Origin of the sequence: Yersinia sp. Marseille-Q3913 (assembly GCF_963892745.1) — a bacterium.
GTDB classification, from domain to species: Bacteria; Pseudomonadota; Gammaproteobacteria; order Enterobacterales; family Enterobacteriaceae; genus Yersinia; species Yersinia bercovieri.
In genome coordinates this window covers 22,943-44,154 of sequence record NZ_CAWQAF010000033.1, presented here as the reverse complement: position 1 = coordinate 44,154, position 21,212 = coordinate 22,943, and the positions used below count along the sequence as shown (strand labels likewise).

Below are 21,212 nucleotides of genomic sequence, written 5' to 3'. Positions count from 1 at the left end.
CCATGGGGTTTGTTGGTATACCAGCAAACCTACACGCACGCGTTCGACATCACCACGACAGTAACCCGACATCTTCCCGACGCCAGGCAGACAGAAACATCACGGCCTATTTTGCTGATTATCTCAGCTCAATATCTACCCCATCACCGGGTTATTTATCACAGTTACTTGCCATCCATATTGACAGAACCCGGCGCGGTTAATATCTTGATTGACAGTTAAGATCCATTTTAATAATTAAAGTGGAGTTTTGTTTTCAACAATTAGCTAACAGACTCTCGCCTGAATTATTGATCAATGGGGAACACCGCTGATGACTCAGATATACCGCCAATATAAGAAAAAAAGGAGTGCAAGAGTAGTACTGTTTAGCGCTCTCACTCTATTAGTGACCTTCTCCTTGCCGCAGGCCAACGCCCGGCACTATCCTGATGTGCCTGTTCCCTTTAAAAACGGGACGGGTGCGCGGGTGAATAACCATTTGTATATTGGTCTGGGCAGTGCCGGTCAATCCTGGTTTCACCTTGATACGGATAACCTCAGCAGCGGTTGGCAGAAAATAGCGGACTTCCCCGGGCAACCGCGGGAGCAAGCGGTCACGGTAGCGCTGGATGGGAAACTGTATGTTTTTGGCGGCGTGGGTAAAAGTAGCGCCAGTGATACTCAAGTGCGTGCGCTGAATGATGTCTACCGCTTTGATCCATCAACGAATCAATGGCAGCAGTTGGCAACGCGCGCTCCGCGTGGCTTAGTCGGCACGGCGGTCACGACCTTGGATGGCACTCAGGCGCTGCTGTTCGGAGGGGTAAATAAAGCAGTTTTTGATGGTTATTTCGCTGATTTGGCGACAGCCGGAAGCAATGAAACGCAGAAGAGCGCAGTGATTAATGCCTATTTTGGTCAGGCCCCCGCTGATTATTTCTATAACCGTGATGTGCTTATTTATGAGCCGACTAAGAATCAGTGGAAAAGTGGCGGTCAGGTGCCATTTTTAGGCACCGCCGGATCAGCAATCACTGGCATGAATAATCGTCTGATATTAATTAATGGTGAAATTAAGCCCGGTTTACGGACTGCGGCAGTTTGGCAAGGGGAGAAGCAGGGTGCAGAGCTGAAATGGCAGCAGTTGCCCGATTTGATCGGGGCAGAAAAGGGAGTCGCGCAAGAGGGATTGGCAGGGGCATTTTCCGGTGTCAGCCATAACACCGTGCTGGTGGCTGGCGGGGCCAATTTCCCCGGTGCCTGGAAACAGTTCAATGCGGGTCAACTTTATGCGCACAAGGGGCTGAAAAAACAGTGGCAACAAGGGGTCTATGCGCAGGTAGATGGTCAGTGGCAGCTGGCAGGTAAATTGCCTCAACCACTGGGTTACGGTGTTTCTATTCAGGATAATAATAGGGTGATTCTGCTGGGGGGCGAAACCACTGATGGCGTCGCGACATCTGCGGTGACTCAGCTATCCTGGCAGGGTCAGCAACTCCACATAGAGTAAATCTTTATTGTATTTGGGGAAATAACGCGCTCATGGCGATATTGAGCAAAATATCAGCGCACTATTTCCCCCGTGATTAGACTTTGCCTTTCCCGATGATTTTACCGTTTTGCATCACAAAGAGTTTGTGTGTTCTGGTGTAATGGATAATGTTAAAAACACCTTGCTGATAGACGGTCGCATCCTTATTTTGTTCGGTAATCAGCGCGGGTTTGCCATCAACGTACATCTGCTGCTGTGCATTGATCACAATATCCAATCCCGCCAGATGGGTCTTAACGGTTTTATGCGCCGCCTGCGCATACTGTTTGGCCGGATATTGTTTTGCCGCATTTTGCAATGCGGCGGCTTCTGCGGCATTGGTAATACTGGCCTGCCGATTCTGTTCGGCAAGGTAGCAGGTATCTTTGGAGATACCTTTAGATTCACAATCAGCCATTCTGGCCGCCTGACTTGAACAGCCGGCTAACAAAACAACGCTTACCAACACTGCTAGTTTATTAATCATATAAATTGAAACCTGAATTGTAGTTATAGGGAGCTAGCTACCGGAAATTACCAGCCCACCGCAAACGAACCCGCGACACCGGTCCCGCTGTTATTATCCTGACTAGCCGCAATGGTGGTTGCAACGTTTTCCGCGAATTTGTGGCGATAACCCAGTGCAATAGCCGAGCCGCCCTGATAACTCCCCGCCCCCAGCGCCATACTATTATTGGTATCGACATAGTGAAGGCCAGAGATGGCCAGCGCATTACTGACCCCAGATTTCATGGATTTGCGATCATCATCTTGTTGCGACTGAAGCGCGTCTAGCCGTGCTGAGTTTTGACTGGCATCAATGGCGGCAAAGTTAGCCGGTATGACGGGTAGCGGCAGGGATGTCGCGGCGGCTGTGCCAACCTTTGCTACCGGAGTTGTTTGTGGCACCACCAGTTGAGCTGGCATATGTCCGAGTAACTCCTCCACCAGTGAGGGTTTTGCGTTGATCACCGTATGTTGTTGGTCTGGGGTTAGCGCATCCCACATAGCATGAACGCCAGGGGGGCTTGTTCCTTCTCTATGTGCAGTCTCCAGAAAGTCATCTACCGCATCAGCATGGGCGATTGCAGGTGCCAGGCCGCAGATTGCCATGATGACCGCTGCCGTTTTGAGTAGATGGCGGATGGAGGCACCACGGCGAACAGTGTGGAGTTCAAAAGCGGGGTCACATGTATTGGCAGCATAAGGCTCTGCAATAATTGGGCTGTTGCGGCGATTGGACATTGATTGCTTTCCGATGACTTATTGGGTTTTTCGTGCGAATGAGTCTGCACTCGTGATGAAGGTCACACTTTGTTTTAGATCAAACTTATAAATTATCAATAAATAACTATATTAGATTGTATCACGATCTGATATGGTTCGTATTATGAACTTTGAAATGTGTTTTTTTCCACAGAAGATGCTTTATTTATTGATCTCTAATAAGAGTTTATTGTTCGTAATAGGAACTTAATTGGTTGCGTGCTACTCTGTTGCTATAAAAAAAGATGCGGAGTTTTATTCATGATGAGAGAGAAAGTGTGGAAACCAGAAGAGTTACAACGGTCGGAGGAATTCAACGCGATAGTCGAAGAGTTGGGCTTACCACGCCCATTGTTAGCAAAAGTATGCCAAACAAACCGATCTACGCTTCATGGCTATCTGAATAAAGATAAGCCGGTAAAAGTCCCCGCCATGGCCGTGTCGGTGATGCGATTATTGAAGTTCCTCAAATCAAGGTCTCAGAGGGATTTTGACGATTACTTGATCCTGAGCGCTGCTGAACTACTAAGTGAGGGGACGGAGAACAGAGAGCTAGCACGAATTTTGGTTAAATCTAAGCAAATTCAGGCAAAAGCAGGGTTGAAAGAGTATCTGGATGAATTAAAGTAAGCTGTAAAGCTTTAATATGAAAATAAACAATGAAATACAATCAACTATCTTTATTTCACCCGAAAAAAAACGCGACCCATTAAGGTCGCGTTATGCTTGATTTGATGAAATACCGCTATTTCCCGGCTAAATAGCTACGGGGAATAAGGGGGGCTCTGGTTAGATCTCTTGCGGTATTGCGCTACCTGATAGGGATAGCTGAAAAGGGCCGAGAAAATTGGCGTCAGAGAGACTCTGACGCCAGATAACTTAGCGGTTATCACTGTCGAACAGCTGGGTTTTGCGTCTTTTCAAGATGAGATAGCCGATGGTCAGGATGACAAACCACAGCGGCGTGACCATCAGTGCCTGACGAGTATCACTCTCCAAGGTTAACAGCACCAGCACGAAGGCGAAGAACGCCATGCAAACCCAAGACATGAAAATGCCGGCTGGCATTTTGTAGATCGATTTTTTATGCAGCGCTGGGCGTCTTTTGCGATAGACCAGATAAGAGCAAAGGATAATGGTCCAAACGAACATAAACAGGATCGCCGAAACGGTGGTGACCAGTGTGAAGACAGTCATGACATTCGGGATCAGGTAGATCAGCACCACACCGCCTAGCAGGCAGATACAAGAGAATGTCAGACCAGAAGCTGGAACGGAGCGGCGTGACAACTTACCAAATTGCTTTGGTGCATCGCCCTCTTTTGCCAGCCCGAACAGCATACGGCTGGTGGAGAATACGCCGCTGTTGGCTGAAGAGGCGGCGGAGGTCAAGACCACAAAGTTGATCACACTCGCAGCGGCGGGTAACCCGACTAATACGAATAGCTCAACAAACGGGCTTTTATCCGCAACCACCGAGCTCCATGGAGTTACCGACATAATCATAATCAATGAGAAAACATAGAACATAATAATGCGGATAGGAATGGAGTTGATAGCGCGGGGTAATACCACTTCAGGATCTTTGGTTTCAGCGGCGGTGGTCCCGACTAACTCAATACCCACAAACGCAAAAACAGCTATCTGAAAGCCAGCAAAGAAGCCGCTGATGCCTTTCGGAAACATCCCGCCATCACTCCATAAATGGGTAAATGACGCGGTAGTGCCGGAAGGGGAGTGATAGCTCATTAACACCATGGTCAATCCGGCAAAAATCAGAGCCACAATGGCCACGATCTTAATCATGGCGAACCAGAACTCCATCTCACCGAACATTTTTACCGTTGCTAAATTCAGTGATAGCAGTAGTAAAACCACTAACAGTGAGGCGACCCATTGAGAGAAACCGGGGAACCAGAATTGCGCATAAGCGGTAATGGCGACCACATCGGCGATCCCGGTGATGACCCAACAAAACCAGTAGGTCCAGCCAGTGAAAAATCCGGCCCAAGGGCCAAGTAGGTCAGCGGCAAAATCACTGAATGACTTATATTTTAAATTCGATAGCAACAGCTCACCCATTGCTCGCATCACGAAAAACAACATAAAACCGATAATCATATAGACGAAAATGATCGACGGCCCGGCAAGGCTTATAGTTTTACCCGATCCCATAAACAACCCAGTACCTATGGCACCGCCAATAGCAATCAGTTGAATATGGCGGTTGGAGAGATTTCTTTGAAGGTGCTCTTCAGGTTCCGGCAAAGGCTCTGCCACTATCTTGGATTGGTCTACCATCTTTCCCATTCCCTCTTCCTGTATTTGTGAAGTTGTTGAGCTCTATGTTGGCTCTTTGGTCTTAGCTGTCTGTCTGTCTGTCTGTCTGTCTGTCTGTCTGTCTGAATTCTCTATATTTACATCATATTTTGCGAATTATTTAATATCCTAGTAACAATAATTACACAATACGCCTCGTTTTCCAGTGTTGATATTTCATACACTGAATTTTGTTAAGTTCATCACAGCGCGTGGAATTACAACATGAAGTTACATAACTAACAATAATCGTCAGTATCAGATGAATAATTAATCGACGATGGCGGAAATAGCGCAGTATAAAGAGAAAAATCCGATGAAATGTTTGACAGCCAAGGCTAACAGGAGAATAATTATCGCCGTTGGGTCGTTAGCTCAGTTGGTAGAGCAGTTGACTCTTAATCAATTGGTCGGCGGTTCGAACCCGCCACGACCCACCAACAAAATCAATCACTTATACAACATTAAGTATATCTTGATTATATTTGTGTGTCATATTCTCGCCATTAAGATTTAATATTTTGTCTATTTTTTCCCATGTATGTCTTAAATTATGGAGTTGGAAATCTTCTATTCTGGCCTTTTTAATCCAGCCTTCCATGCCTTATTTCCGTCAACTCTCATTTTCCTTATTTCAGTGTTAATTTTACGTTTGGTTTCACTAATGAAAACATGTGAACAAAAAAACACCGATTATGTTCCTTATCGATATGCCAATTGACCGCCAGGGGAACCCGGTAACTATTTAATTCAATTGCTCAATTGAGCCACGTACTCCCGAGTTTAAAAATCCATTTATTATGTTTATTAGCTTCTTCATATAACAACGAACTCCGATTTTTTGCATAATAAACTCAATCAGTTCCATGCACGCCACATGTGTAGTAAAGGTTATCAACACGATAGAACCAATGAGAATAGTTAAGATAATTAAAAGTTTTTTCATTCGTAGCCCATCTGTTGACTCAAGAAAATTCATATAACAACAGATATGCATATTGGTAATAAAGTTCAATCTTCATCATTTTTTGTTGGTTGACGATTGCTTAAGATATAAGCTAAAAACAGGTAAAAAACCAAATAATGAAGGCCCCCACTCTTCTAAGAGTATGATAATAACTCCTTGTTTGGCCAAAAGATTAACATAAGTTCCTAATGTTCGATGTTGCCTAATAACACTGTCAGCTAGCCAGTTTGTTATTCGTTCTCCTTCAGCTTGATAGCTATTGACCGGCCATGATTTTCGCGCTAATAAAAAGCGCTGCTAGTCTAGCATTAGCATGAGACGTTTAAATAGACTGGCGAGTGCGTTGAATATTATTGCCCCTGCAATATTTGGTGGTTGGGATTGGTTGATTGAGTCATGAGGGCTAATATCTGATAGCTCAAACTAATTAATACGAATGTGAGATGGGATTAATATTATCGCAATAGTGTTATTTGTCGGCAAATAGGCTAAACTTTGTACAGAACGATTGGCGAATGATTGCTAATTGTTCTGGCTTCTCCAAAGACTGATAAAGCATGCATGTATTGCTAGTGCAGTTGGTCATTATCACGATTAAGGTGCTTTATCCCTGACTAGATGCTTCTATTGAAGGAGATAGCGATGACTCCAGTACAAATACTGATTATTCTGGTGCTAACACTTTTTGCATTGTACCGTCAGTCGGCCAGTCACGAGGTGCCGTTAGGTCCCGCTCGTTTTAAATGGGCTTGGGTATACGGGATGGTCGGCCTGGTAGTGGGTGGCACTTATATGCCAGCTACAGCGACCTCCTGGTTGGTTTTAGGTAGCGGTGTTGTCTTTAGTATTGTCATTGGTATTTTACAAGGCCGCCTTATAGAAATTTGGCGTGAAGCAGATGGACGTATCTTTTGCAAAGGGACACCACTGACCATTACCTTATTCCTGCTACTTGTCGGATCTAAATGGATTATTGGCACACTGCAATATCTTTATAATCAGCCAACGGAACAAGGTGGTTTTGGTGAGATTCTGATTATAATCGCAGTGATGGCCGCATTTCAGGTTGAAATTGTCAGGCGTCGTATTCGGGTTTTATATCCGGATAATCCGGTTGACTCACTACCTGAAGGGCAGTAATAAAACGTTATTTCAGCTGACAGTCGAGGAGAGGCTGTTAGCTGATGCACAAAAGAGTCAGTATTCGGAGAGACTCTGGTTCAATCGACAATAAAAAGTTTAGCACCTGAGATTGTTGACGAGCGGTGTGCTTCCGCATGATCCGCAACCTGATAACTCATCCCAGCCTTTAATATAAAAATTCGGCCATCATCCAATTCAGTACTTAATTCCCCGCCAATGCAGAGCAAAATATGGCCTTTGGAACACCAGTGGTCTGCCAGGTATCCCGCACTGTACTCAACCATGCGCACTCTTATACTGCCAAAATTCTGTGTTTGCCAATAGGCAACACCGTGCTCTCCTTTATGCTCGGTTTTATCTATTGTTGACCAATCGGTGATACCAAATGGAATATCCACTATATTCATTTAAGCCTCATATTTTTAATATAGATACACGGCTTACACATTAACGCAATCTCAAAAGGAATACACAGTCTATTACCTTATTATCAGTCCAGTTTTTATAAAGTGGGCCATACTATGGGGTAGAAGGTAAAACGGAGCTATCAAGCCTATGAAAAATCCCACGATTTTCCAGTTTTTCCATTGGTACTACCCAGACGGTGGCAAATTATGGCAGGAAGTTTCTGAACGCGCGGAGCATATCAGTCAGCTTGGCATTAATTTTGTTTGGCTTCCTCCTGCCTATAAAGGTGCCTCCGGAGGCTACTCTGTTGGGTATGACACCTATGACTTATTTGATTTAGGCGAATTTGATCAGAAGGGAACGCGGGCGACAAAATATGGCGATAAAGAGGGGCTGTTAAATGCGATTAATCGATTAAAAGAAGTGGATATAAAAGTACTTTTTGATGTGGTGCTCAATCACAAAATGGGTGCCGATGAAAAAGAGCAAGTTAGTGTTCGCAAAGTGAACCCCGAAAACCGCACTGAAATTGATGATGAGATTATCGACGCTCAGGCTTATACCCGTTTTACATTCCCTGGACGCCATCAAACTTACTCATCATTTATCTGGGATAAGCAGTGTTTTTCTGGGGTTGATTATATTGAAGAACCGTCAGATGAAGGAATTTTTAAAATCGTAAATGATTATAGTGATGAGGGTTGGAATAGCGAGGTCGATGATGAATTAGGTAATTTTGATTATTTGATGGGGGCGGATATTGATTTCCGTAATCCTGCAGTGATGGGCGAGTTAAAATATTGGGGTGAATGGTTACTTGATACATTGCCAATTGATGGTTTTCGCTTGGATGCAGTGAAACATATTCCCGCCTGGTTTTTTAAAGAGTGGATAGAGCATGTACGAAATAAAGCGGGGCGAGACCTGCTGATTATTGCTGAGTATTGGTCAGCGGATATCGAAAAATTACAACAATATTTGGCACGGGTAGAGGGTAATGCGATGCTGTTTGATGTCGCCTTACATCACAAGTTTCACGATGCCTCTAAACAAGGTGAAGACTTTGATTTAACTCAAGTATTCAATGGCTCGTTAATCGAAGTCGATCCGATGCATACCATAACTTTGGTCGCTAATCATGATACTCAACCCCTTCAATCACTGGAGGCACCGGTTGAGCCTTGGTTTAAGCCTTTAGCTTATGCGTTAATTTTAATTCGTGAACAGGGCATCCCCTGTATTTTCTATCCTGATCTTTTCGGTGCCAATTATGAAGATAGCGGTGATGATGGCGGTACTTATCAGATAGAAATGCCGATTGTTACTGAGTTAGAAAAATTAATTCAAGCCAGGCAACGTTTCGCTCATGGAGCGCAGACAGATTATTTTGATGATAAGAACTGTATCGCTTTTGTTCGTGCAGGCACGGAGGAAGATCCCGGCTGTGTCGTCATCCTGTCTAATAGCGCTGAAAATGAAAAAACAATTGCACTTGGTGCAGATTTCCCGAATAAAGAGTTCGTCGACTATTTAGGTAATCACCCGGCTACTATTACTACCGATGACGCTGGGGAGGCGGTATTTCCAGTGAATGGTGGAAGCGTCAGTCTTTGGGTGCTGAAAGATTTGTTGCCATAAATAACATAAATTGTATTGATATCAGTGCTAAGAGCTAAACCCTTGACCCATATTGGGCTTAGCTCCGATTCATTATTTTCCTAACTTACTGTGGAGCCTTAATCTGAAAGAAGCGAATAACCTGACGTAATTCTGCACCTTGCTCAGTTAATGATTGCGCCGCGGCTGCGGCCTCCTCAACCAATGCTGCATTCTGTTGCGTCACTTGGTCCATTTGTTCTACCGCTATGCCGATTTCTTGAATACCAATATGTTGCTCTTGTGACGCAATGGATATTTCGCCAACAATATGTGCAACTTTACTCACCGAATCAACAATTTCGCCCATTGCCTGACTGGCATGGTCAGCACGTTCTGAACCGGCATTAATTTTTTCAACCGTACCGACAATGAGCAGCTTAATTTCTTTCGCCGCATTTGCACTTTTTTGGGCCAATGTTCGCACTTCACTTGCAACAACGGCGAACCCTTTTCCTTCTGTACCGGCTCTGGCAGCTTCAACCGCAGCATTTAGGGCTAATATATTGGTTTGGAAAGCAATCCCCTCAATCACCGCAATAATATCGACAATTTTCTTCGAACTATTTGATATTTCCTGCATACGAAGCAGCATTTCATCAACAATAACTCCGCCTTCGGTTGCTGTGGCTGCGGTATTAACGGCCAGTTCGCTTGCTTGCCGTGCATTATCAGCATTTTGCCGCACGGGTTGGGTTAATTCCTGCATATTGGCAGAGGTTTGGATAAGTGACGATGCTTGCTCTTCAGTGCGTTGTGATAAATCAGTATTGCCTTGTGCAATTTGATTTGATGCAACAGAAATTGATTCACTACCGTGCATGATCTCATTAATAGTGCTCTTCAACTGCTGGTTCATTGTGCTCAAGGAAGCCAGTAAGCTATTTTTATCACCAGGGCGAAGCTTTATTTCAGTTGATAAATTGCCAGCCGCGATATGCCCCATAATAGATACCGCATAAGCTGGCTCTCCGCCCAATAAGCGGGATAAATTACGAGCAATCATGCTAGCAAGCAGCGCTGAAATAAGAACTGCGAACAATAATAGAGCGAGAAGTAAGCTTTTAGCAGTATTAAAACTTTGTTGACCCTCGGTTGCTGCTTTTTCTCCCCCCTGAACTTCTAGCACTACTAATTCAGCTAAATCTTTCATTAACTGCGTGCGGTATTTTCTGGAGGTGTCGCCACTGATCTTACTGGCTTCAACTAATTGGTTATTATTAACCGCATCAATAACAAAACTGTTTGCATGAGAGAAATTATCAAAGTCTGACATTATTCTCTTAAATAACTCGGAATCATTATAGCCTTCAGGTAACTTTAAGAATCGATTTTGTGCTGCACGGAAGTTATCAACGGCCTGTAAAATCTCCAATTGGTGGCCTTCACGCTCTTTTTCTGTCGATGAGGCGATGTATTGCACCTGTTGTAGTCGTAATTCGGCCAAAACACCACGCATTTCCAGCGCATAACGGACGCCTGGTAACCAACTGTCTCGATAGGCCTCTAGTCTGGCGTTATTACTACTTAACTGAGATAGTGCTACAGCGCCAAGTAATAACATCATTACAATAACAACAGAGAATCCGGAGAGTAATTTTGTCAAAATAGAGAGTTCGGAGAACTTTTTCATGGTCTTTACGCTTATTAAAATAGGTGCAATGTATAACGGCCAATGCGATGAATTCTTGATGTAGTAAAACTACTTAATTTAGTTTTTTTTAGTACTTTATTTTTGCGTGCGAGTTATAGTGAATTGTTGCCTTATTGGTTCTCTTTGTTGCTTTATAGTTCGTGATTAGGTGATTGAGCTGGTTTTGTGGTTTTTGCTAAATATTATATTCTGATCTTATGCTCGATTAGCGCCATCGTTCTATAGGGAAATTAACGAATTACTAACCTGATGCTAATCTTTATGGTGTATTTATACTTGAAGTTTTTTATCGTTTTTGAAATTTTACTACTTTTTTCTTGGCGCAACTTAATGGTTTTTAAGGAGTGTGCTAAGCTCGAATGACTAAAAATTTAGGTGGTCAATCATGGTCTTTGTCATTCTTTGGTTTGCTATTGTAGCGCTGAGTGAGTATCTGGTGTGGGGATATCCCCTATTGGCGGTGTCGTTAGCTCTGCTTTTTGTGCTACTTGGCGGGTATTGGATCTACAGAATTAGGAAAATCCAGGTAAGCGATGAGTCTTCAGATGAACTCAGGTCAAGATCTATCAATAACCTGAATCTTATTTTCTCTGTGGCAATGTTAGCTATCCATGCACTTGTTTTATTATTATTGCGTTGATTTTATAGGGATTTTTGGCATGATTTGTCGCTAGCTGTGCCATTGACTCCAGACGGATATAAGTCCCCATGCAGCAATAGTCCAACATATAACAGCTACAACTAAAGCTTGCGATAAGCGTAAATGCTCGATGAGAAAATAAAGGGATATCAGGTAGATAAAGTAAGGGATGATGGCCCACAAACCAAATATAATTGTTGTGCGCAGTGCTTCAATACTGTGTTCTTTACCGACAATATAGTGTGCGATGAGGGCGAAAGTAGGGAACAATGGAATTAAGCCAGCAATATAGTAATTGCGTGTTTTCGATAATATCCCAATCAATACCACAACACTGGCACCGATCAGTGCCTTAAGTAATAATCCCATGACACTCTCGAAAAATAAAAAAGAAGCTGCCGATTGAATATATTTCAATAAAAATAATGAAATTTATAAATCAGGCAGCAGGGTAAAATTGGTTTATTACATGTTGTTTCTAGCGGCTATTGACGATAGCCGTTCTTGATTTGAGCCACTGTATTGGTGAAAACTTCAGCTTGAGCAGTGTCTTCGATACCGGCAATAGAGCGCTCGATATTTAAGATTACTTTCCCAGCATCGGCTTGGCCGATGGCTTTTAGCAGTAGAGTCAATGTTGCTTTCAAGCATGCAACTTCATTTGCTAAAGTTTCTGGGTCAGCAGAAGTGGTAAAGTCTGGATTGCTCATTTTTTTCCTGAAGTGATAGCTTGCCAGTGAACAAGGTGATGTTGGGGAGCCCAGTATCGCAGTGAACATTCGCGGCATTATTAAACAGTTGTTGTATCATACCATAAACTGATAGTTCGCTTTGATAACAAGTGCGCAATCTTTTATTGGTAGCCCAAATTTTGACCGTGCTTGTGGCGATGAAAGGCGCTGCTTGTCAATGTTTCTTATCTTAATGTACGCTTTATCTTAATTAAGTTAGTTATGTTCATAAAAACCATATCATTTTCGAATGGGTAATTTGTGTCAAGAATCACACGCCGTGAAAGTGAATAAGAGATAAACAATAAATAAGCAAAACTAAGAGTAATTCCTATATCGGAGAATGAGTAGCAGGTCACTTGATCTTTAGTTGTATCAATACGTTGTGTTTTTTTGGTATAAAACTAATTATCTTAATGTCGGTAATTATTTTTCTGTGTGAATAGCTGAGTTACAGCAAGAAAAATCTTAAAAAAACTTTTCTTTTTTATCAGGCTGTTAAATGATATGTCTGCAAATTTATGTACATAGTTAAAATGTTGATGAAAATAATATATGTCAAACAGTATAGATATGATTTTGCAATTTTTCTGTATTCATTATTTGGTCGAAAACAAGTAATATCATTGTCGTAAACAAAGTGTGATTAGGTTACTCCCTTATTTTTGGAGAATTTTCTTTGATTAGCGTTCTTCTTGTTGATGACCACGAACTGGTGCGCGCAGGGATACGACGCATTCTTGAAGATATCAAGGGTATCAAGGTAGCGGGTGAGATGCAGTGTGGTGAAGATGCGGTAAAATGGTGCCGTAGCCATGTTGTCGATATCGTTTTGATGGATATGAATATGCCCGGTATCGGCGGGTTGGAAGCTACGCGCAAGATTTTGCGTTATTCTCCGGATACTAAAGTTATCATGCTAACCATTCATACGGAAAATCCCTTGCCGGCGAAAGTCATGCAGGCGGGCGCTGGTGGGTATTTAAGTAAAGGTGCGGCACCTCAGGATGTTGTTACGGCTATCCGTGCTGTTCATTCGGGGCAACGTTACATTGCTTCGGATATTGCACAGCAGATGGCGCTGAGTCAGTTGGAACCGCCTGCTGAAACACCTTTTAGCTGTTTGTCAGAGCGTGAATTACAAATTATGTTAATGATAACTAAAGGCCAAAAGGTGAATGAGATATCGGAGCAACTTCACTTGAGTCCAAAAACAGTGAACAGCTATCGTTACCGGATGTTTAGCAAGCTGAATATTAGTGGTGATGTTGAATTGACACATTTGGCTATTCGCCATGGTCTATTTAACGCGGAGATGTTATCTAATAGTGACTGATTGTTTTGATTCTAAAGAGTTTTTAAAAACTGTCACCAGCCAACCTGGCGTATACCGTATGTATGATAAGTCGGGGACAGTTATTTATGTCGGTAAAGCAAAAGACCTTAAAAAACGCCTGACGAGTTATTTCCGTGCCCAAGTCGCGAGTCGTAAAACAGAGACTTTGGTCAAGAATATTGCTCAGATTGACGTGACCGTGACGCATACAGAAACGGAAGCTTTGCTGCTTGAGCATAATTACATCAAGCTTTATCAGCCTCGCTACAATGTTTTGTTGCGAGATGATAAGTCGTACCCACTTATTTTCTTAAGCGCGGATACTCATCCGCGTCTGGCTATTCATCGCGGAGCAAAGCACGAGAAAGGGGAGTACTTCGGGCCGTTTCCAAACTCCTATGCTGTTCGCGAAACATTGGCTTTATTGCAAAAGCTTTTTCCGGTCAGGCAGTGTGAAAATAGTGTTTACCGCAATCGCTCGCGCCCCTGCCTGCAATACCAAATTGGTCGTTGTTCTGGCCCCTGTGTTACGGGGCTGGTGAGCGACGAAGAGTATCAGCGTCAGGTAGATTATGTGCGCTTGTTCCTGTCGGGGAAAGATCAGCAAGTATTAACTCAACTGATTTCCCGTATGGAGGAAGCCAGTAAATCGCTGAATTTTGAAGATGCGGCGCGCATTCGTGATCAAATACAAGCTGTGCGGCGAGTTACCGAGCAGCAGTTTGTTTCCGGTGACAGTGAGGATCTCGATGTTATCGGTGTGGCATTTGATGCCGGACTGGCTTGTGTCCATGTGCTATTTATACGACAGGGAAAAGTGCTTGGGAGCCGAAGCTACTTCCCGAAAGTTCCTGCGGGGACCGAGCTAAGTGAAGTCGTCCAGACATTTGTTGGGCAGTTTTACTTACAAGGAAGTCAGGGGCGCACACTCCCAGGTGAGATTCTGCTGGACTTCACACTTGAAGAGAAGGATCTACTGGCCTCATCTCTTTCTGAACTGGCCGGCAGGAAAATTCAGATCCAAAGTCGCCCTCGGGGTGATCGGGCTCGCTATCTGAAACTTGCTCGCACAAATGCCTCAACTGCGTTGATTACTCGCTTATCGCAACAATCAACCATTCACCAGCGGATGAAAGAGTTAGCCAAGATACTTAATCTTGATGAGATCAATCGTATGGAGTGTTTTGACATCAGTCATACGATGGGGGAACAGACAGTAGCATCTTGCGTGGTATTTGATGCAAATGGACCTGTACGTTCAGAATATAGGCGCTACAATATTAGTGGCATCACGCCCGGTGATGATTATGCCGCGATGTCCCAAGTGCTTAAGCGTCGGTATGGCAAGGCATTAGATGAGAAAAAAATTCCTGACGTTATTTTTATTGACGGTGGGAAAGGTCAACTGTCTCAGGCTTTTGACGTCTTTGCTTCGCTCAACGTGCCGTGGGATAAGCAAAAACCATTATTAGTGGGGGTTGCAAAGGGGAGTGATAGGAAGGCGGGGCTGGAAACACTGTTTTTGGCGGCGGAAGGGGAAGGTTTCTCCTTACCACCAGACTCACCAGCATTGCATTTGATTCAACATATCCGTGATGACTCTCACAACCACGCAATAACTGGGCACAGACAGCGTCGTTCTAAAGTAAAAAATACCAGTGCGTTAGAAATGATAGAGGGGATCGGCCCTAAGAGACGGCAAATTTTGCTGAAATACATGGGCGGACTGCAACCTTTACTTAACGCAAGCGTCGAGGAAATTGCAAAAGTGCCGAGTATTTCACAAGCATTGGCAGAAAAAATCTACAATGCATTGAAACACTGAGGCTAATGTTGCACCATACTCATAATGTCCACACCAGCCAGATAGTTATCGTAGCATTATGCAATTGAATATACCGACTTGGCTTACCCTGTTTCGTGTTGTACTCATCCCATTCTTCGTTCTGGCATTCTATCTGCCATTCGTATGGGCTCCGATGGTTTGTGCCATCATATTTGTGTTTGCAGCAGCAACCGATTGGTTTGATGGTTTTTTAGCCCGCAGATGGAAGCAAACAACCCGCTTTGGGGCTTTTCTTGACCCGGTAGCGGATAAAGTCATGGTCGCCATTGCGTTAGTGCTGGTTGCTGAGCATTACCATGTCTGGTGGATTACATTACCTGCAGCGACTATGATAGCCCGAGAAATTATCATCTCCTCCCTCCGTGAGTGGATGGCGGAACTCGGTAAACGCAGTAGTGTCGCGGTATCATGGATTGGTAAAGTTAAAACAACAGCTCAAATGGGATCACTCGTTGGCTTACTTTGGCGCCCAGACCATAACATCGAGCTTGCCAGCTTTGTTCTTCTTTACATTGCTGCGGTATTGACATTCTGGTCAATGTTTCAATATTTAAACGCGGCCTGGAAAGATTTGCTCGAACCTTGATCGAAGCGCCGTAAAAAGCAGCAAACGAACGTATTAGTCAGATAATTTTATTGACTCACTGCGTCAGGTAAGTAGAATGCATCGCATCAGACGGCAGCAATAAAATGTCGAAAGATAGCAAAAGAATCAGTAAGTTCTGATGTTGCGGGAATAGCTCAGTTGGTAGAGCACGACCTTGCCAAGGTCGGGGTCGCGAGTTCGAGTCTCGTTTCCCGCTCCAAATTAGTAGGTTGGCTTTAAGCGGACCTCAGCTGTAAAGGCAAAGAAGAATAAGGCGCGTTGGCAGAGTGGCCATGCTACGGATTGCAAATCCGTCTACCTCGGTTCGACTCCGGGACGCGCCTCCAGTTTTCCAGAGCCCGGGTGGTGAAATCGGTAGACACAAGGGATTTAAAATCCCTCGGCTTATGGCTGTGCGGGTTCAAGTCCCGCCCCGGGCACCATGGAAAATATTCTAAGTAAAACAAAGTAGTATGAGTATGTCGTTAACCGCCGAGAGGCGGTTTTTTTGTGCCTGAAATCACATTCCTAAGATGTTCCTAACATCATTTCCTAACATGATTTTGGTAATCTGAATAAAAACTCACTTTTTCTGACCACCTACCACCGGCACAATTTCTGTTTTCCTGTCATATCTTGCTGTCTGAGCCGTATTCTTATGCCCTGAAATGGCTTGCTTCTCTTCGAGCGTTCCCTCTAAGTCGGATATTCCCTTTGCCTTTAAATCATGAAATGTGAAATCAAAATCCAATTCGGGAAATGTTTTTGCGGCCAATAATTTTGCATTGCGCCATCGACTATTGAAACCATCTCTTGTGTAACCATGCCCTGACTTTTGATGTAGTACATAAATACTGCTCACACCTGGGGCGATTTTTATTTCATCGGCAATCTTGATGGCCTGCTGTAATCTTTCCGTCCATGCCTTGATCTGTTTCTTGCCGGTTTTCCCTTGCTGTATAAATACGCCACTATCCATTAGCTGTGACTTTTTCAAAGCGAGTATGTCCGCTTGCCGAGCGCAACAAAGATAGGCAAGTTCCATTGCAGCTTTAACAATGAGCGGTGCAACATTGTAGAGCGCGTTATATTCAGCATCGGTGATGTACCGCTCCCTGCTGGATTCTTTAAATTGTTTTACGCCTCTACATGGATTACCTTTCACCATTCCCCGCTCATACCCCCAACGATAAACCCGCGAGAGGAAGGTTTTCTCACGGTTTGCTTGCGTTCTGCTGGCTACCCCACGTTTATCCATATATTTCCTGATATGTTCAGGTTTTATATTGTCTGGTTCCATTTTCCCGAACACTGGTAATACTCTAAGTGAATATTTTCGGTAGTCTTTCTGTGTCTCAATAGCTAACTCATTAAAATCAGCAGAGCGGAAAAACTGTTCAGTGAGTTTATTCAAGCTGGCTTTTTCTAATGGCTCATTATTTATCTTTTCGTAGCATGACCAGACTTGAGAAATAGGTGCATCCAATGGGCAAAGCGATATTGAACCACCGCGTGCCGGGTGAAATTCATATTTAGATTTGCCGCGATATACCCTAGGTGGCAATGCCGCGTCTTCGGGATTTTTGCGTTTACCGGCCACTGTTCATGGCCTCAAAATTGGGTTCTTCTTTCTCAGGCTCCACCTGCTTACCGCGTAAAGTGACTGGGTTCAAAAAATGGCCCCAAGTGGTTTTCGGGTGACCGTCCGGGCGCCGGATGAAAAAGATCCCCGAGCGGCTTAAAGATTCACACTGTTTGGTTTTATAGTGATGACCGGTCAACTCAATCATCTCCTCTTTGGTGATTATGTCGTGGTCGTTTCTCATGGTCTTGCCCCTGTATCATGCGGCCTATCGCTCTGTCGGTTTCAGAGCAGGCCCGCTGTATATCTTGGTCGGTGAGTTGTTGCTTGCGTACACTGGCTGATAGTTTGCCGATCTTAATGTCGAACTCGGTTAATAGGCGTTTGCCCGGTTGCCATGGCTGCATGGTGATTTCCCTGGTGTTGGTTTACCACCATGCTAGCGGGGCCGGCTGATTATTTCTGATTATGCAAAATCAACTTTTGGTTGGTACCTTTCTTTGTCTCCAGCACCCCATAGCCAAACCGGTACCGAATGAAAACGCAGCGACTGCGCTAACCTCGGCCCCATAGATAAAAATTAAGGCTGTACCTGCTGTGATAAAAAATACGGCTAGTTGAGGGCGGATCATTGGTTGACCTCCTTTTCAACGATTGGCTGCGGTGGTGTGCTGCTAATCCGAACATCTATCGGAAAATCGTAGTGAACATCACAACGGCGATCGGTATGGATAGTTCCCGTTCGCCCATCAGGTAACGTGATATAGGACTTTTCGCCGCGCTTGTGGGTACGCTTTAGCATGGGTCTGGCCTCAATAATGCCCCGTTGGCCCGGGGCTGAATGAAATTAGCGAACCTGCAGGCTACGACTACCTATCTCGATATGCGCCCCTTTAACATCAACGCCATTCTCTATGGCTTCTTTGATGGCCTTTTTATCGGGGGCTACGATGGTTTGCACTGTCACTAATTCACTTGGCAACAAATCCTCGTTGTCGATCACCACACTGGCCACACCTTTTCGCGCGGTGAATGTGTTGTACGGCGTTTTCAACGTGTTCATATCTGCGGCTAATAAACAGCTGAGCACATACTGTTTGATCGATTTTGCCCGGTTCTCGAATGACCGCTTACGGTCAGCCAGGCGTTTCGCCTCTTCATCACAGGTTTTAGCCTGCCCCTCTAAATTACGGACAAAGACATAGGTTGCATCTAGCTTATCCCCCAAAGCACCCTCTAAACCCTCTAGCGTGTCGGCGATCATTTCTGGCGTGAGTTCTTCGGAGGACTCAACCAACTGTTGCAGTTTAAAAAGGTCTGCGGCTAATGCGATTGCGGTGTTGCTCATGCTGATTGCTCCTGTGCGGTAAGTTCGGCAACCCGTTTTTCAGTTACGCGGTGTAATGCAAGCAATCGGGTTTTGAGGTAATTGGCGTGTTGGTGATCGGCTTTGGCTTCGGCATCTTTGCGATGGACATCAACTTCGCGGGCAATAGTGCCGTATATTTTACTCACTTCATTGGTAGTGACGGCATTCGAAATGGTATTGCCGACTTTGGTTAATTTCTCATCCAGCTCTTTGCGCAGGCGAACGGTGTCACCGGCTTTTTCACTGGCATTTTTGATGGCGAACTCAGCGGCGTTATCAGTGCGGTATCCGAGATCATCAAAAAGACCGAGGAATACATCGGCTGAGAAACCAAGTTGTGAGAGTGCCTTTTTAGTCGCATCCGTTAGTGATTTTTTGGTGACCTCACTATCACAGGTAAGACCATTTTTGGTGTTGTAGATATATGGGGTGCAGCCATAAGCAGGGATTTCGCCACGCTCACCACGCAAGGTGTAAATTAAGCGTATCTTAATGACATGGTTTATCTCAGTCAGATAGCCACCAGAACCATTGGGGATAATTTCTTTAATATAATTCCCATCAGCACCTTTAACTGACCGCATAATAGGTACGCCGTTATCAAAGCGCTCTTCTAAAATTTCCACCTGCCAGTTGATACCTTGTGGCCCAAGCAATTTTGTCGCTTGCATAACCATATAGGTGCCGTTAATCGACGTGCCACCACCATTATTTGAGAATGCTTTAGTGAAGCGCTCATCGGTTCTTTGCACCGAGCGCCACAGATTCATGTTGTCCTGCACATCTTGAGGCTGTGCAGAGATATCCTCTTCAATGATGACGGCTCGCTGCTGAAACTCATCAGTGTTGATTTCAGATGCAACCTCTTCACTACGCCGGATAGTTTCTGCAGGTTGCTCCGGGCTATCTTCAACTGAGGCATAAACGCCATAACCCAACTGATCCAACGTATCTTTAGCCTGCTGAGCGGCATTATCGGTGATAGGTTCCTGTGCAGTGTTTTCCGGTTCTGTTGCAATAATTGGCGGTTTTTTTTCGGTTTCTGGCTCAGTATTGGCAACCAGGGCTAGTTTTATTTCACTGTTCGCCGCGGGTTGTGGTTCACCACCGACCAGACCATCAATCGAGAACTTACCGTCACCTAAATTTTTAACCGCGGGCCGCGGCCCTTTGACGGCGATACATTGTGAGATAAATTCTTTTCGGGCGGCGGCATCGGTTAGGAAAATAGGTTTCTCTTTACCGGCGCGGATCATCTCAAAGATGGTTTCACGCGGGATAGATAACGCATCGCTACGAACACGCAATTCGGTTGACCATTTACGCCAAGCATCATCATTACTGTCCATCAGCTCTTTTGCCTGCCTCATTTCTGCTGAGTGGATTTCCCAGCAATTAAAATCTGCAGGTACTAAGGCGAGGGCAACTTCGAGATCGAGGGTTTTATAGGTGTGATCAAAGCCGCGCTTAATTGGCGCATCCGGATCAGGTGTGGTTATGCGGGTAACTTTTTTCGCCCCGGTTAATTCGTCCCGTTTATTAGGTTCATCAACCCATTTTTGGGCAAACTTCTGTACCTCAGGGAATTGAGGGATTTTAGGGAACTTCACATTAATAGCATCGATCAGCTCTTTGACTGACTCCTGATACATCGCGCCGATAGCCGGTATGCCTGCCAATGCGGTTATAATTGAACGTAGCCCGGCATCACCCTCGTCGTCGTTAATCAGGTCATACACTAGCGATAGTTCGTGCGTATCGATGTCACGCAACTCATACATTAGGATCTTGCCAACTTTGACATCAATCCCTAGCTTGGCGTAGTTCACTAAGTCTGAATTATCACCCTGTTCGTCGCCGTCGTTATCATCCTCATCCTCTGGCGATGCCACGCTATTTGGCGTCCACACCTTGCCATCAAAGGTATTATCCTGGGCGAACTGCTCATCGAAATCACCCACAGCAGGGCGTGGTTGTCCGATAGTATCCTCACAGATTTTTGGATCTGTAAAGTTATCACCGGCGGCGGGGTAGGCCTCCCACAATTTACCGATGGCCAGTGCCGATGCCATTTTCTTATTTATGGCTTCCAGCGCTATAACTAAGGGTATAGCCCCATTTTTGAGTGCCGCTTTTTTCGGCTCGAATAAACAAATAAATACAGTCATGTTGGTCTTGCCTCTTTGGTTTTTAAAC

Annotated in this window: 21 protein-coding genes, 4 tRNA genes and 1 pseudogene; 12 read left to right on the top strand and 14 right to left on the bottom strand. The window is 44.6% G+C overall.

Going from position 1 to position 21,212, the window contains the following annotated elements:
- Positions 1-313 precede the first annotated feature (313 nt).
- Entirely contained in the window at positions 314-1,492 is a 1,179-nt protein-coding gene (locus AACW11_RS13605) for an N-acetylneuraminate epimerase (RefSeq protein ID WP_212584444.1), read from the top strand.
- A gap of 76 nt (positions 1,493-1,568) precedes the next feature.
- Here the strand turns inward: AACW11_RS13605 and AACW11_RS13600 are convergent, their stop codons facing one another.
- Together AACW11_RS13600 and AACW11_RS13595 are read right to left on the bottom strand one after the other, a co-directional pair.
- Entirely contained in the window at positions 1,569-2,000 is a 432-nt protein-coding gene (locus AACW11_RS13600) for a hypothetical protein (RefSeq protein ID WP_212584443.1), read from the bottom strand.
- Positions 2,001-2,047: 47 nt separating this feature from the next.
- A complete protein-coding gene (locus AACW11_RS13595) occupies positions 2,048-2,758 on the bottom strand; it encodes a YadA C-terminal domain-containing protein (RefSeq protein WP_212584442.1) in 711 nt (236 codons plus the stop codon).
- A gap of 282 nt (positions 2,759-3,040) precedes the next feature.
- On the opposite strand from AACW11_RS13595, the gene AACW11_RS13590 reads away from it, so the two are divergent.
- Positions 3,041-3,409, top strand: a complete 369-nt coding sequence (locus AACW11_RS13590) for a hypothetical protein (RefSeq protein WP_212584441.1) — start codon at positions 3,041-3,043, stop codon at positions 3,407-3,409.
- Positions 3,410-3,658: 249 nt separating this feature from the next.
- Here the strand turns inward: AACW11_RS13590 and cycA are convergent, their stop codons facing one another.
- On the bottom strand, positions 3,659-5,080 hold the full coding sequence (cycA, locus tag AACW11_RS13585) for a D-serine/D-alanine/glycine transporter (protein ID WP_212584588.1): 1,422 nt from the start codon (positions 5,078-5,080) through the stop codon (positions 3,659-3,661).
- Between the two features lie 382 nt (positions 5,081-5,462).
- Here cycA and AACW11_RS13580 point away from each other — a divergent pair.
- A tRNA-Lys gene (locus AACW11_RS13580) sits at positions 5,463-5,538 on the top strand.
- Between the two features lie 644 nt (positions 5,539-6,182).
- On the opposite strand, the pseudogene AACW11_RS13575 reads toward AACW11_RS13580, so the two are convergent.
- Positions 6,183-6,344: pseudogene (locus tag AACW11_RS13575) on the bottom strand (SAM-dependent methyltransferase); the annotation flags it as partial.
- A 363-nt stretch (positions 6,345-6,707) separates the two neighbouring features.
- Here AACW11_RS13575 and AACW11_RS13570 point away from each other — a divergent pair.
- Positions 6,708-7,205: a hypothetical protein gene (locus AACW11_RS13570; protein ID WP_212584440.1), complete on the top strand. Its 498-nt coding sequence runs from the start codon at positions 6,708-6,710 to the stop codon at positions 7,203-7,205.
- Positions 7,206-7,285: 80 nt separating this feature from the next.
- Here AACW11_RS13570 and AACW11_RS13565 read toward each other — a convergent pair whose 3' ends face one another.
- Positions 7,286-7,615, bottom strand: a complete 330-nt coding sequence (locus AACW11_RS13565) for a DHCW motif cupin fold protein (RefSeq protein ID WP_212584439.1) — start codon at positions 7,613-7,615, stop codon at positions 7,286-7,288.
- Positions 7,616-7,763: 148 nt separating this feature from the next.
- Here AACW11_RS13565 and amyA point away from each other — a divergent pair, with 148 nt between their 5' ends.
- Positions 7,764-9,254, top strand: a complete 1,491-nt coding sequence (amyA, locus tag AACW11_RS13560; RefSeq protein WP_212584438.1) for an alpha-amylase — start codon at positions 7,764-7,766, stop codon at positions 9,252-9,254.
- A gap of 85 nt (positions 9,255-9,339) precedes the next feature.
- Here amyA and AACW11_RS13555 read toward each other — a convergent pair whose 3' ends face one another.
- The gene (locus AACW11_RS13555) at positions 9,340-10,905 is read right to left on the bottom strand and encodes a methyl-accepting chemotaxis protein (RefSeq protein ID WP_212584437.1); all 1,566 of its coding nucleotides are present in this window, start codon (positions 10,903-10,905) and stop codon (positions 9,340-9,342) included.
- Between the two features lie 406 nt (positions 10,906-11,311).
- Between AACW11_RS13555 and AACW11_RS13550 the strand changes: the two genes are divergently transcribed.
- Positions 11,312-11,566: a hypothetical protein gene (locus tag AACW11_RS13550; RefSeq protein ID WP_212584436.1), complete on the top strand. Its 255-nt coding sequence runs from the start codon at positions 11,312-11,314 to the stop codon at positions 11,564-11,566.
- Positions 11,567-11,596: 30 nt separating this feature from the next.
- Here the strand turns inward: AACW11_RS13550 and AACW11_RS13545 are convergent, their stop codons facing one another.
- Both AACW11_RS13545 and AACW11_RS13540 read right to left on the bottom strand, forming a co-directional pair.
- Complete coding sequence (locus AACW11_RS13545; RefSeq protein WP_212584435.1) at positions 11,597-11,935, bottom strand: GlpM family protein; 339 nt, start codon at positions 11,933-11,935, stop codon at positions 11,597-11,599.
- A 116-nt stretch (positions 11,936-12,051) separates the two neighbouring features.
- Positions 12,052-12,276: a DUF2594 family protein gene (locus AACW11_RS13540; protein WP_005275539.1), complete on the bottom strand. Its 225-nt coding sequence runs from the start codon at positions 12,274-12,276 to the stop codon at positions 12,052-12,054.
- 700 nt (positions 12,277-12,976) lie between these two features.
- On the opposite strand from AACW11_RS13540, the gene uvrY reads away from it, so the two are divergent.
- The 6 genes from uvrY to AACW11_RS13510 all read left to right on the top strand — a co-directional run bounded on the left by uvrY (position 12,977) and on the right by AACW11_RS13510 (position 16,508).
- Positions 12,977-13,633 (top strand): UvrY/SirA/GacA family response regulator transcription factor, encoded by a 657-nt coding sequence (gene uvrY / locus AACW11_RS13535; protein WP_032898140.1) that lies wholly within the window; start codon positions 12,977-12,979, stop codon positions 13,631-13,633.
- Positions 13,626-15,458: an excinuclease ABC subunit UvrC gene (gene uvrC, locus AACW11_RS13530; RefSeq protein WP_212584434.1), complete on the top strand. Its 1,833-nt coding sequence runs from the start codon at positions 13,626-13,628 to the stop codon at positions 15,456-15,458. Before uvrY ends, uvrC begins: the two co-directional genes overlap by 8 nt.
- 58 nt (positions 15,459-15,516) lie before the next feature.
- Positions 15,517-16,065: a CDP-diacylglycerol--glycerol-3-phosphate 3-phosphatidyltransferase gene (pgsA, locus tag AACW11_RS13525; protein WP_032815476.1), complete on the top strand. Its 549-nt coding sequence runs from the start codon at positions 15,517-15,519 to the stop codon at positions 16,063-16,065.
- A gap of 144 nt (positions 16,066-16,209) precedes the next feature.
- A tRNA-Gly gene (locus tag AACW11_RS13520) sits at positions 16,210-16,285 on the top strand.
- A gap of 53 nt (positions 16,286-16,338) precedes the next feature.
- A tRNA-Cys gene (locus AACW11_RS13515) sits at positions 16,339-16,412 on the top strand.
- A gap of 10 nt (positions 16,413-16,422) precedes the next feature.
- Positions 16,423-16,508, top strand: a tRNA-Leu gene (locus AACW11_RS13510).
- 140 nt (positions 16,509-16,648) lie between these two features.
- Here the strand turns inward: AACW11_RS13510 and AACW11_RS13505 are convergent.
- The 6 genes from AACW11_RS13505 to AACW11_RS13480 all read right to left on the bottom strand — a co-directional run bounded on the left by AACW11_RS13505 (position 16,649) and on the right by AACW11_RS13480 (position 21,184).
- On the bottom strand, positions 16,649-17,665 hold the full coding sequence (locus tag AACW11_RS13505) for a tyrosine-type recombinase/integrase (RefSeq protein WP_212584433.1): 1,017 nt from the start codon (positions 17,663-17,665) through the stop codon (positions 16,649-16,651).
- Positions 17,655-17,891 (bottom strand): DUF4224 domain-containing protein, encoded by a 237-nt coding sequence (locus AACW11_RS13500; RefSeq protein ID WP_212584432.1) that lies wholly within the window; start codon positions 17,889-17,891, stop codon positions 17,655-17,657. Before AACW11_RS13500 ends, AACW11_RS13505 begins: the two co-directional genes overlap by 11 nt.
- Entirely contained in the window at positions 17,848-18,054 is a 207-nt protein-coding gene (locus AACW11_RS13495) for a hypothetical protein (protein ID WP_138775317.1), read from the bottom strand. Before AACW11_RS13495 ends, AACW11_RS13500 begins: the two co-directional genes overlap by 44 nt.
- 221 nt (positions 18,055-18,275) lie before the next feature.
- Complete coding sequence (locus AACW11_RS13490; protein ID WP_212584431.1) at positions 18,276-18,449, bottom strand: hypothetical protein; 174 nt, start codon at positions 18,447-18,449, stop codon at positions 18,276-18,278.
- A 45-nt stretch (positions 18,450-18,494) separates the two neighbouring features.
- The gene (locus tag AACW11_RS13485) at positions 18,495-18,995 is read right to left on the bottom strand and encodes a siphovirus Gp157 family protein (protein ID WP_138775316.1); all 501 of its coding nucleotides are present in this window, start codon (positions 18,993-18,995) and stop codon (positions 18,495-18,497) included.
- Entirely contained in the window at positions 18,992-21,184 is a 2,193-nt protein-coding gene (locus AACW11_RS13480) for a transcription termination factor (RefSeq protein WP_212584430.1), read from the bottom strand. The genes AACW11_RS13485 and AACW11_RS13480 overlap by 4 nt, the downstream gene beginning before the upstream one ends.
- Positions 21,185-21,212: the final 28 nt, after the last annotated feature.

Bases quoted from the DNA above. Each gene is read 5' to 3' on its own strand.
- AACW11_RS13605 (WP_212584444.1), top strand. From the start codon at position 314: ATGACTCAGATATACCGCCAATATAAGAAAAAAAGGAGTGCAAGAGTA.
- AACW11_RS13600 (WP_212584443.1), bottom strand. From the start codon at position 2,000: ATGATTAATAAACTAGCAGTGTTGGTAAGCGTTGTTTTGTTAGCCGGC.
- AACW11_RS13595 (WP_212584442.1), bottom strand. From the start codon at position 2,758: ATGTCCAATCGCCGCAACAGCCCAATTATTGCAGAGCCTTATGCTGCC.
- AACW11_RS13590 (WP_212584441.1), top strand. From the start codon at position 3,041: ATGATGAGAGAGAAAGTGTGGAAACCAGAAGAGTTACAACGGTCGGAG.
- cycA (WP_212584588.1), bottom strand. From the start codon at position 5,080: ATGGTAGACCAATCCAAGATAGTGGCAGAGCCTTTGCCGGAACCTGAA.
- AACW11_RS13570 (WP_212584440.1), top strand. From the start codon at position 6,708: ATGACTCCAGTACAAATACTGATTATTCTGGTGCTAACACTTTTTGCA.
- AACW11_RS13565 (WP_212584439.1), bottom strand. From the start codon at position 7,615: ATGAATATAGTGGATATTCCATTTGGTATCACCGATTGGTCAACAATA.
- amyA (WP_212584438.1), top strand. From the start codon at position 7,764: ATGAAAAATCCCACGATTTTCCAGTTTTTCCATTGGTACTACCCAGAC.
- AACW11_RS13555 (WP_212584437.1), bottom strand. From the start codon at position 10,905: ATGAAAAAGTTCTCCGAACTCTCTATTTTGACAAAATTACTCTCCGGA.
- AACW11_RS13550 (WP_212584436.1), top strand. From the start codon at position 11,312: ATGGTCTTTGTCATTCTTTGGTTTGCTATTGTAGCGCTGAGTGAGTAT.
- AACW11_RS13545 (WP_212584435.1), bottom strand. From the start codon at position 11,935: ATGGGATTATTACTTAAGGCACTGATCGGTGCCAGTGTTGTGGTATTG.
- AACW11_RS13540 (WP_005275539.1), bottom strand. From the start codon at position 12,276: ATGAGCAATCCAGACTTTACCACTTCTGCTGACCCAGAAACTTTAGCA.
- pgsA (WP_032815476.1), top strand. From the start codon at position 15,517: ATGCAATTGAATATACCGACTTGGCTTACCCTGTTTCGTGTTGTACTC.
- AACW11_RS13500 (WP_212584432.1), bottom strand. From the start codon at position 17,891: ATGAGAAACGACCACGACATAATCACCAAAGAGGAGATGATTGAGTTG.
- AACW11_RS13495 (WP_138775317.1), bottom strand. From the start codon at position 18,054: ATGCAGCCATGGCAACCGGGCAAACGCCTATTAACCGAGTTCGACATT.
- AACW11_RS13490 (WP_212584431.1), bottom strand. From the start codon at position 18,449: ATGCTAAAGCGTACCCACAAGCGCGGCGAAAAGTCCTATATCACGTTA.
- AACW11_RS13485 (WP_138775316.1), bottom strand. From the start codon at position 18,995: ATGAGCAACACCGCAATCGCATTAGCCGCAGACCTTTTTAAACTGCAA.
- AACW11_RS13480 (WP_212584430.1), bottom strand. From the start codon at position 21,184: ATGACTGTATTTATTTGTTTATTCGAGCCGAAAAAAGCGGCACTCAAA.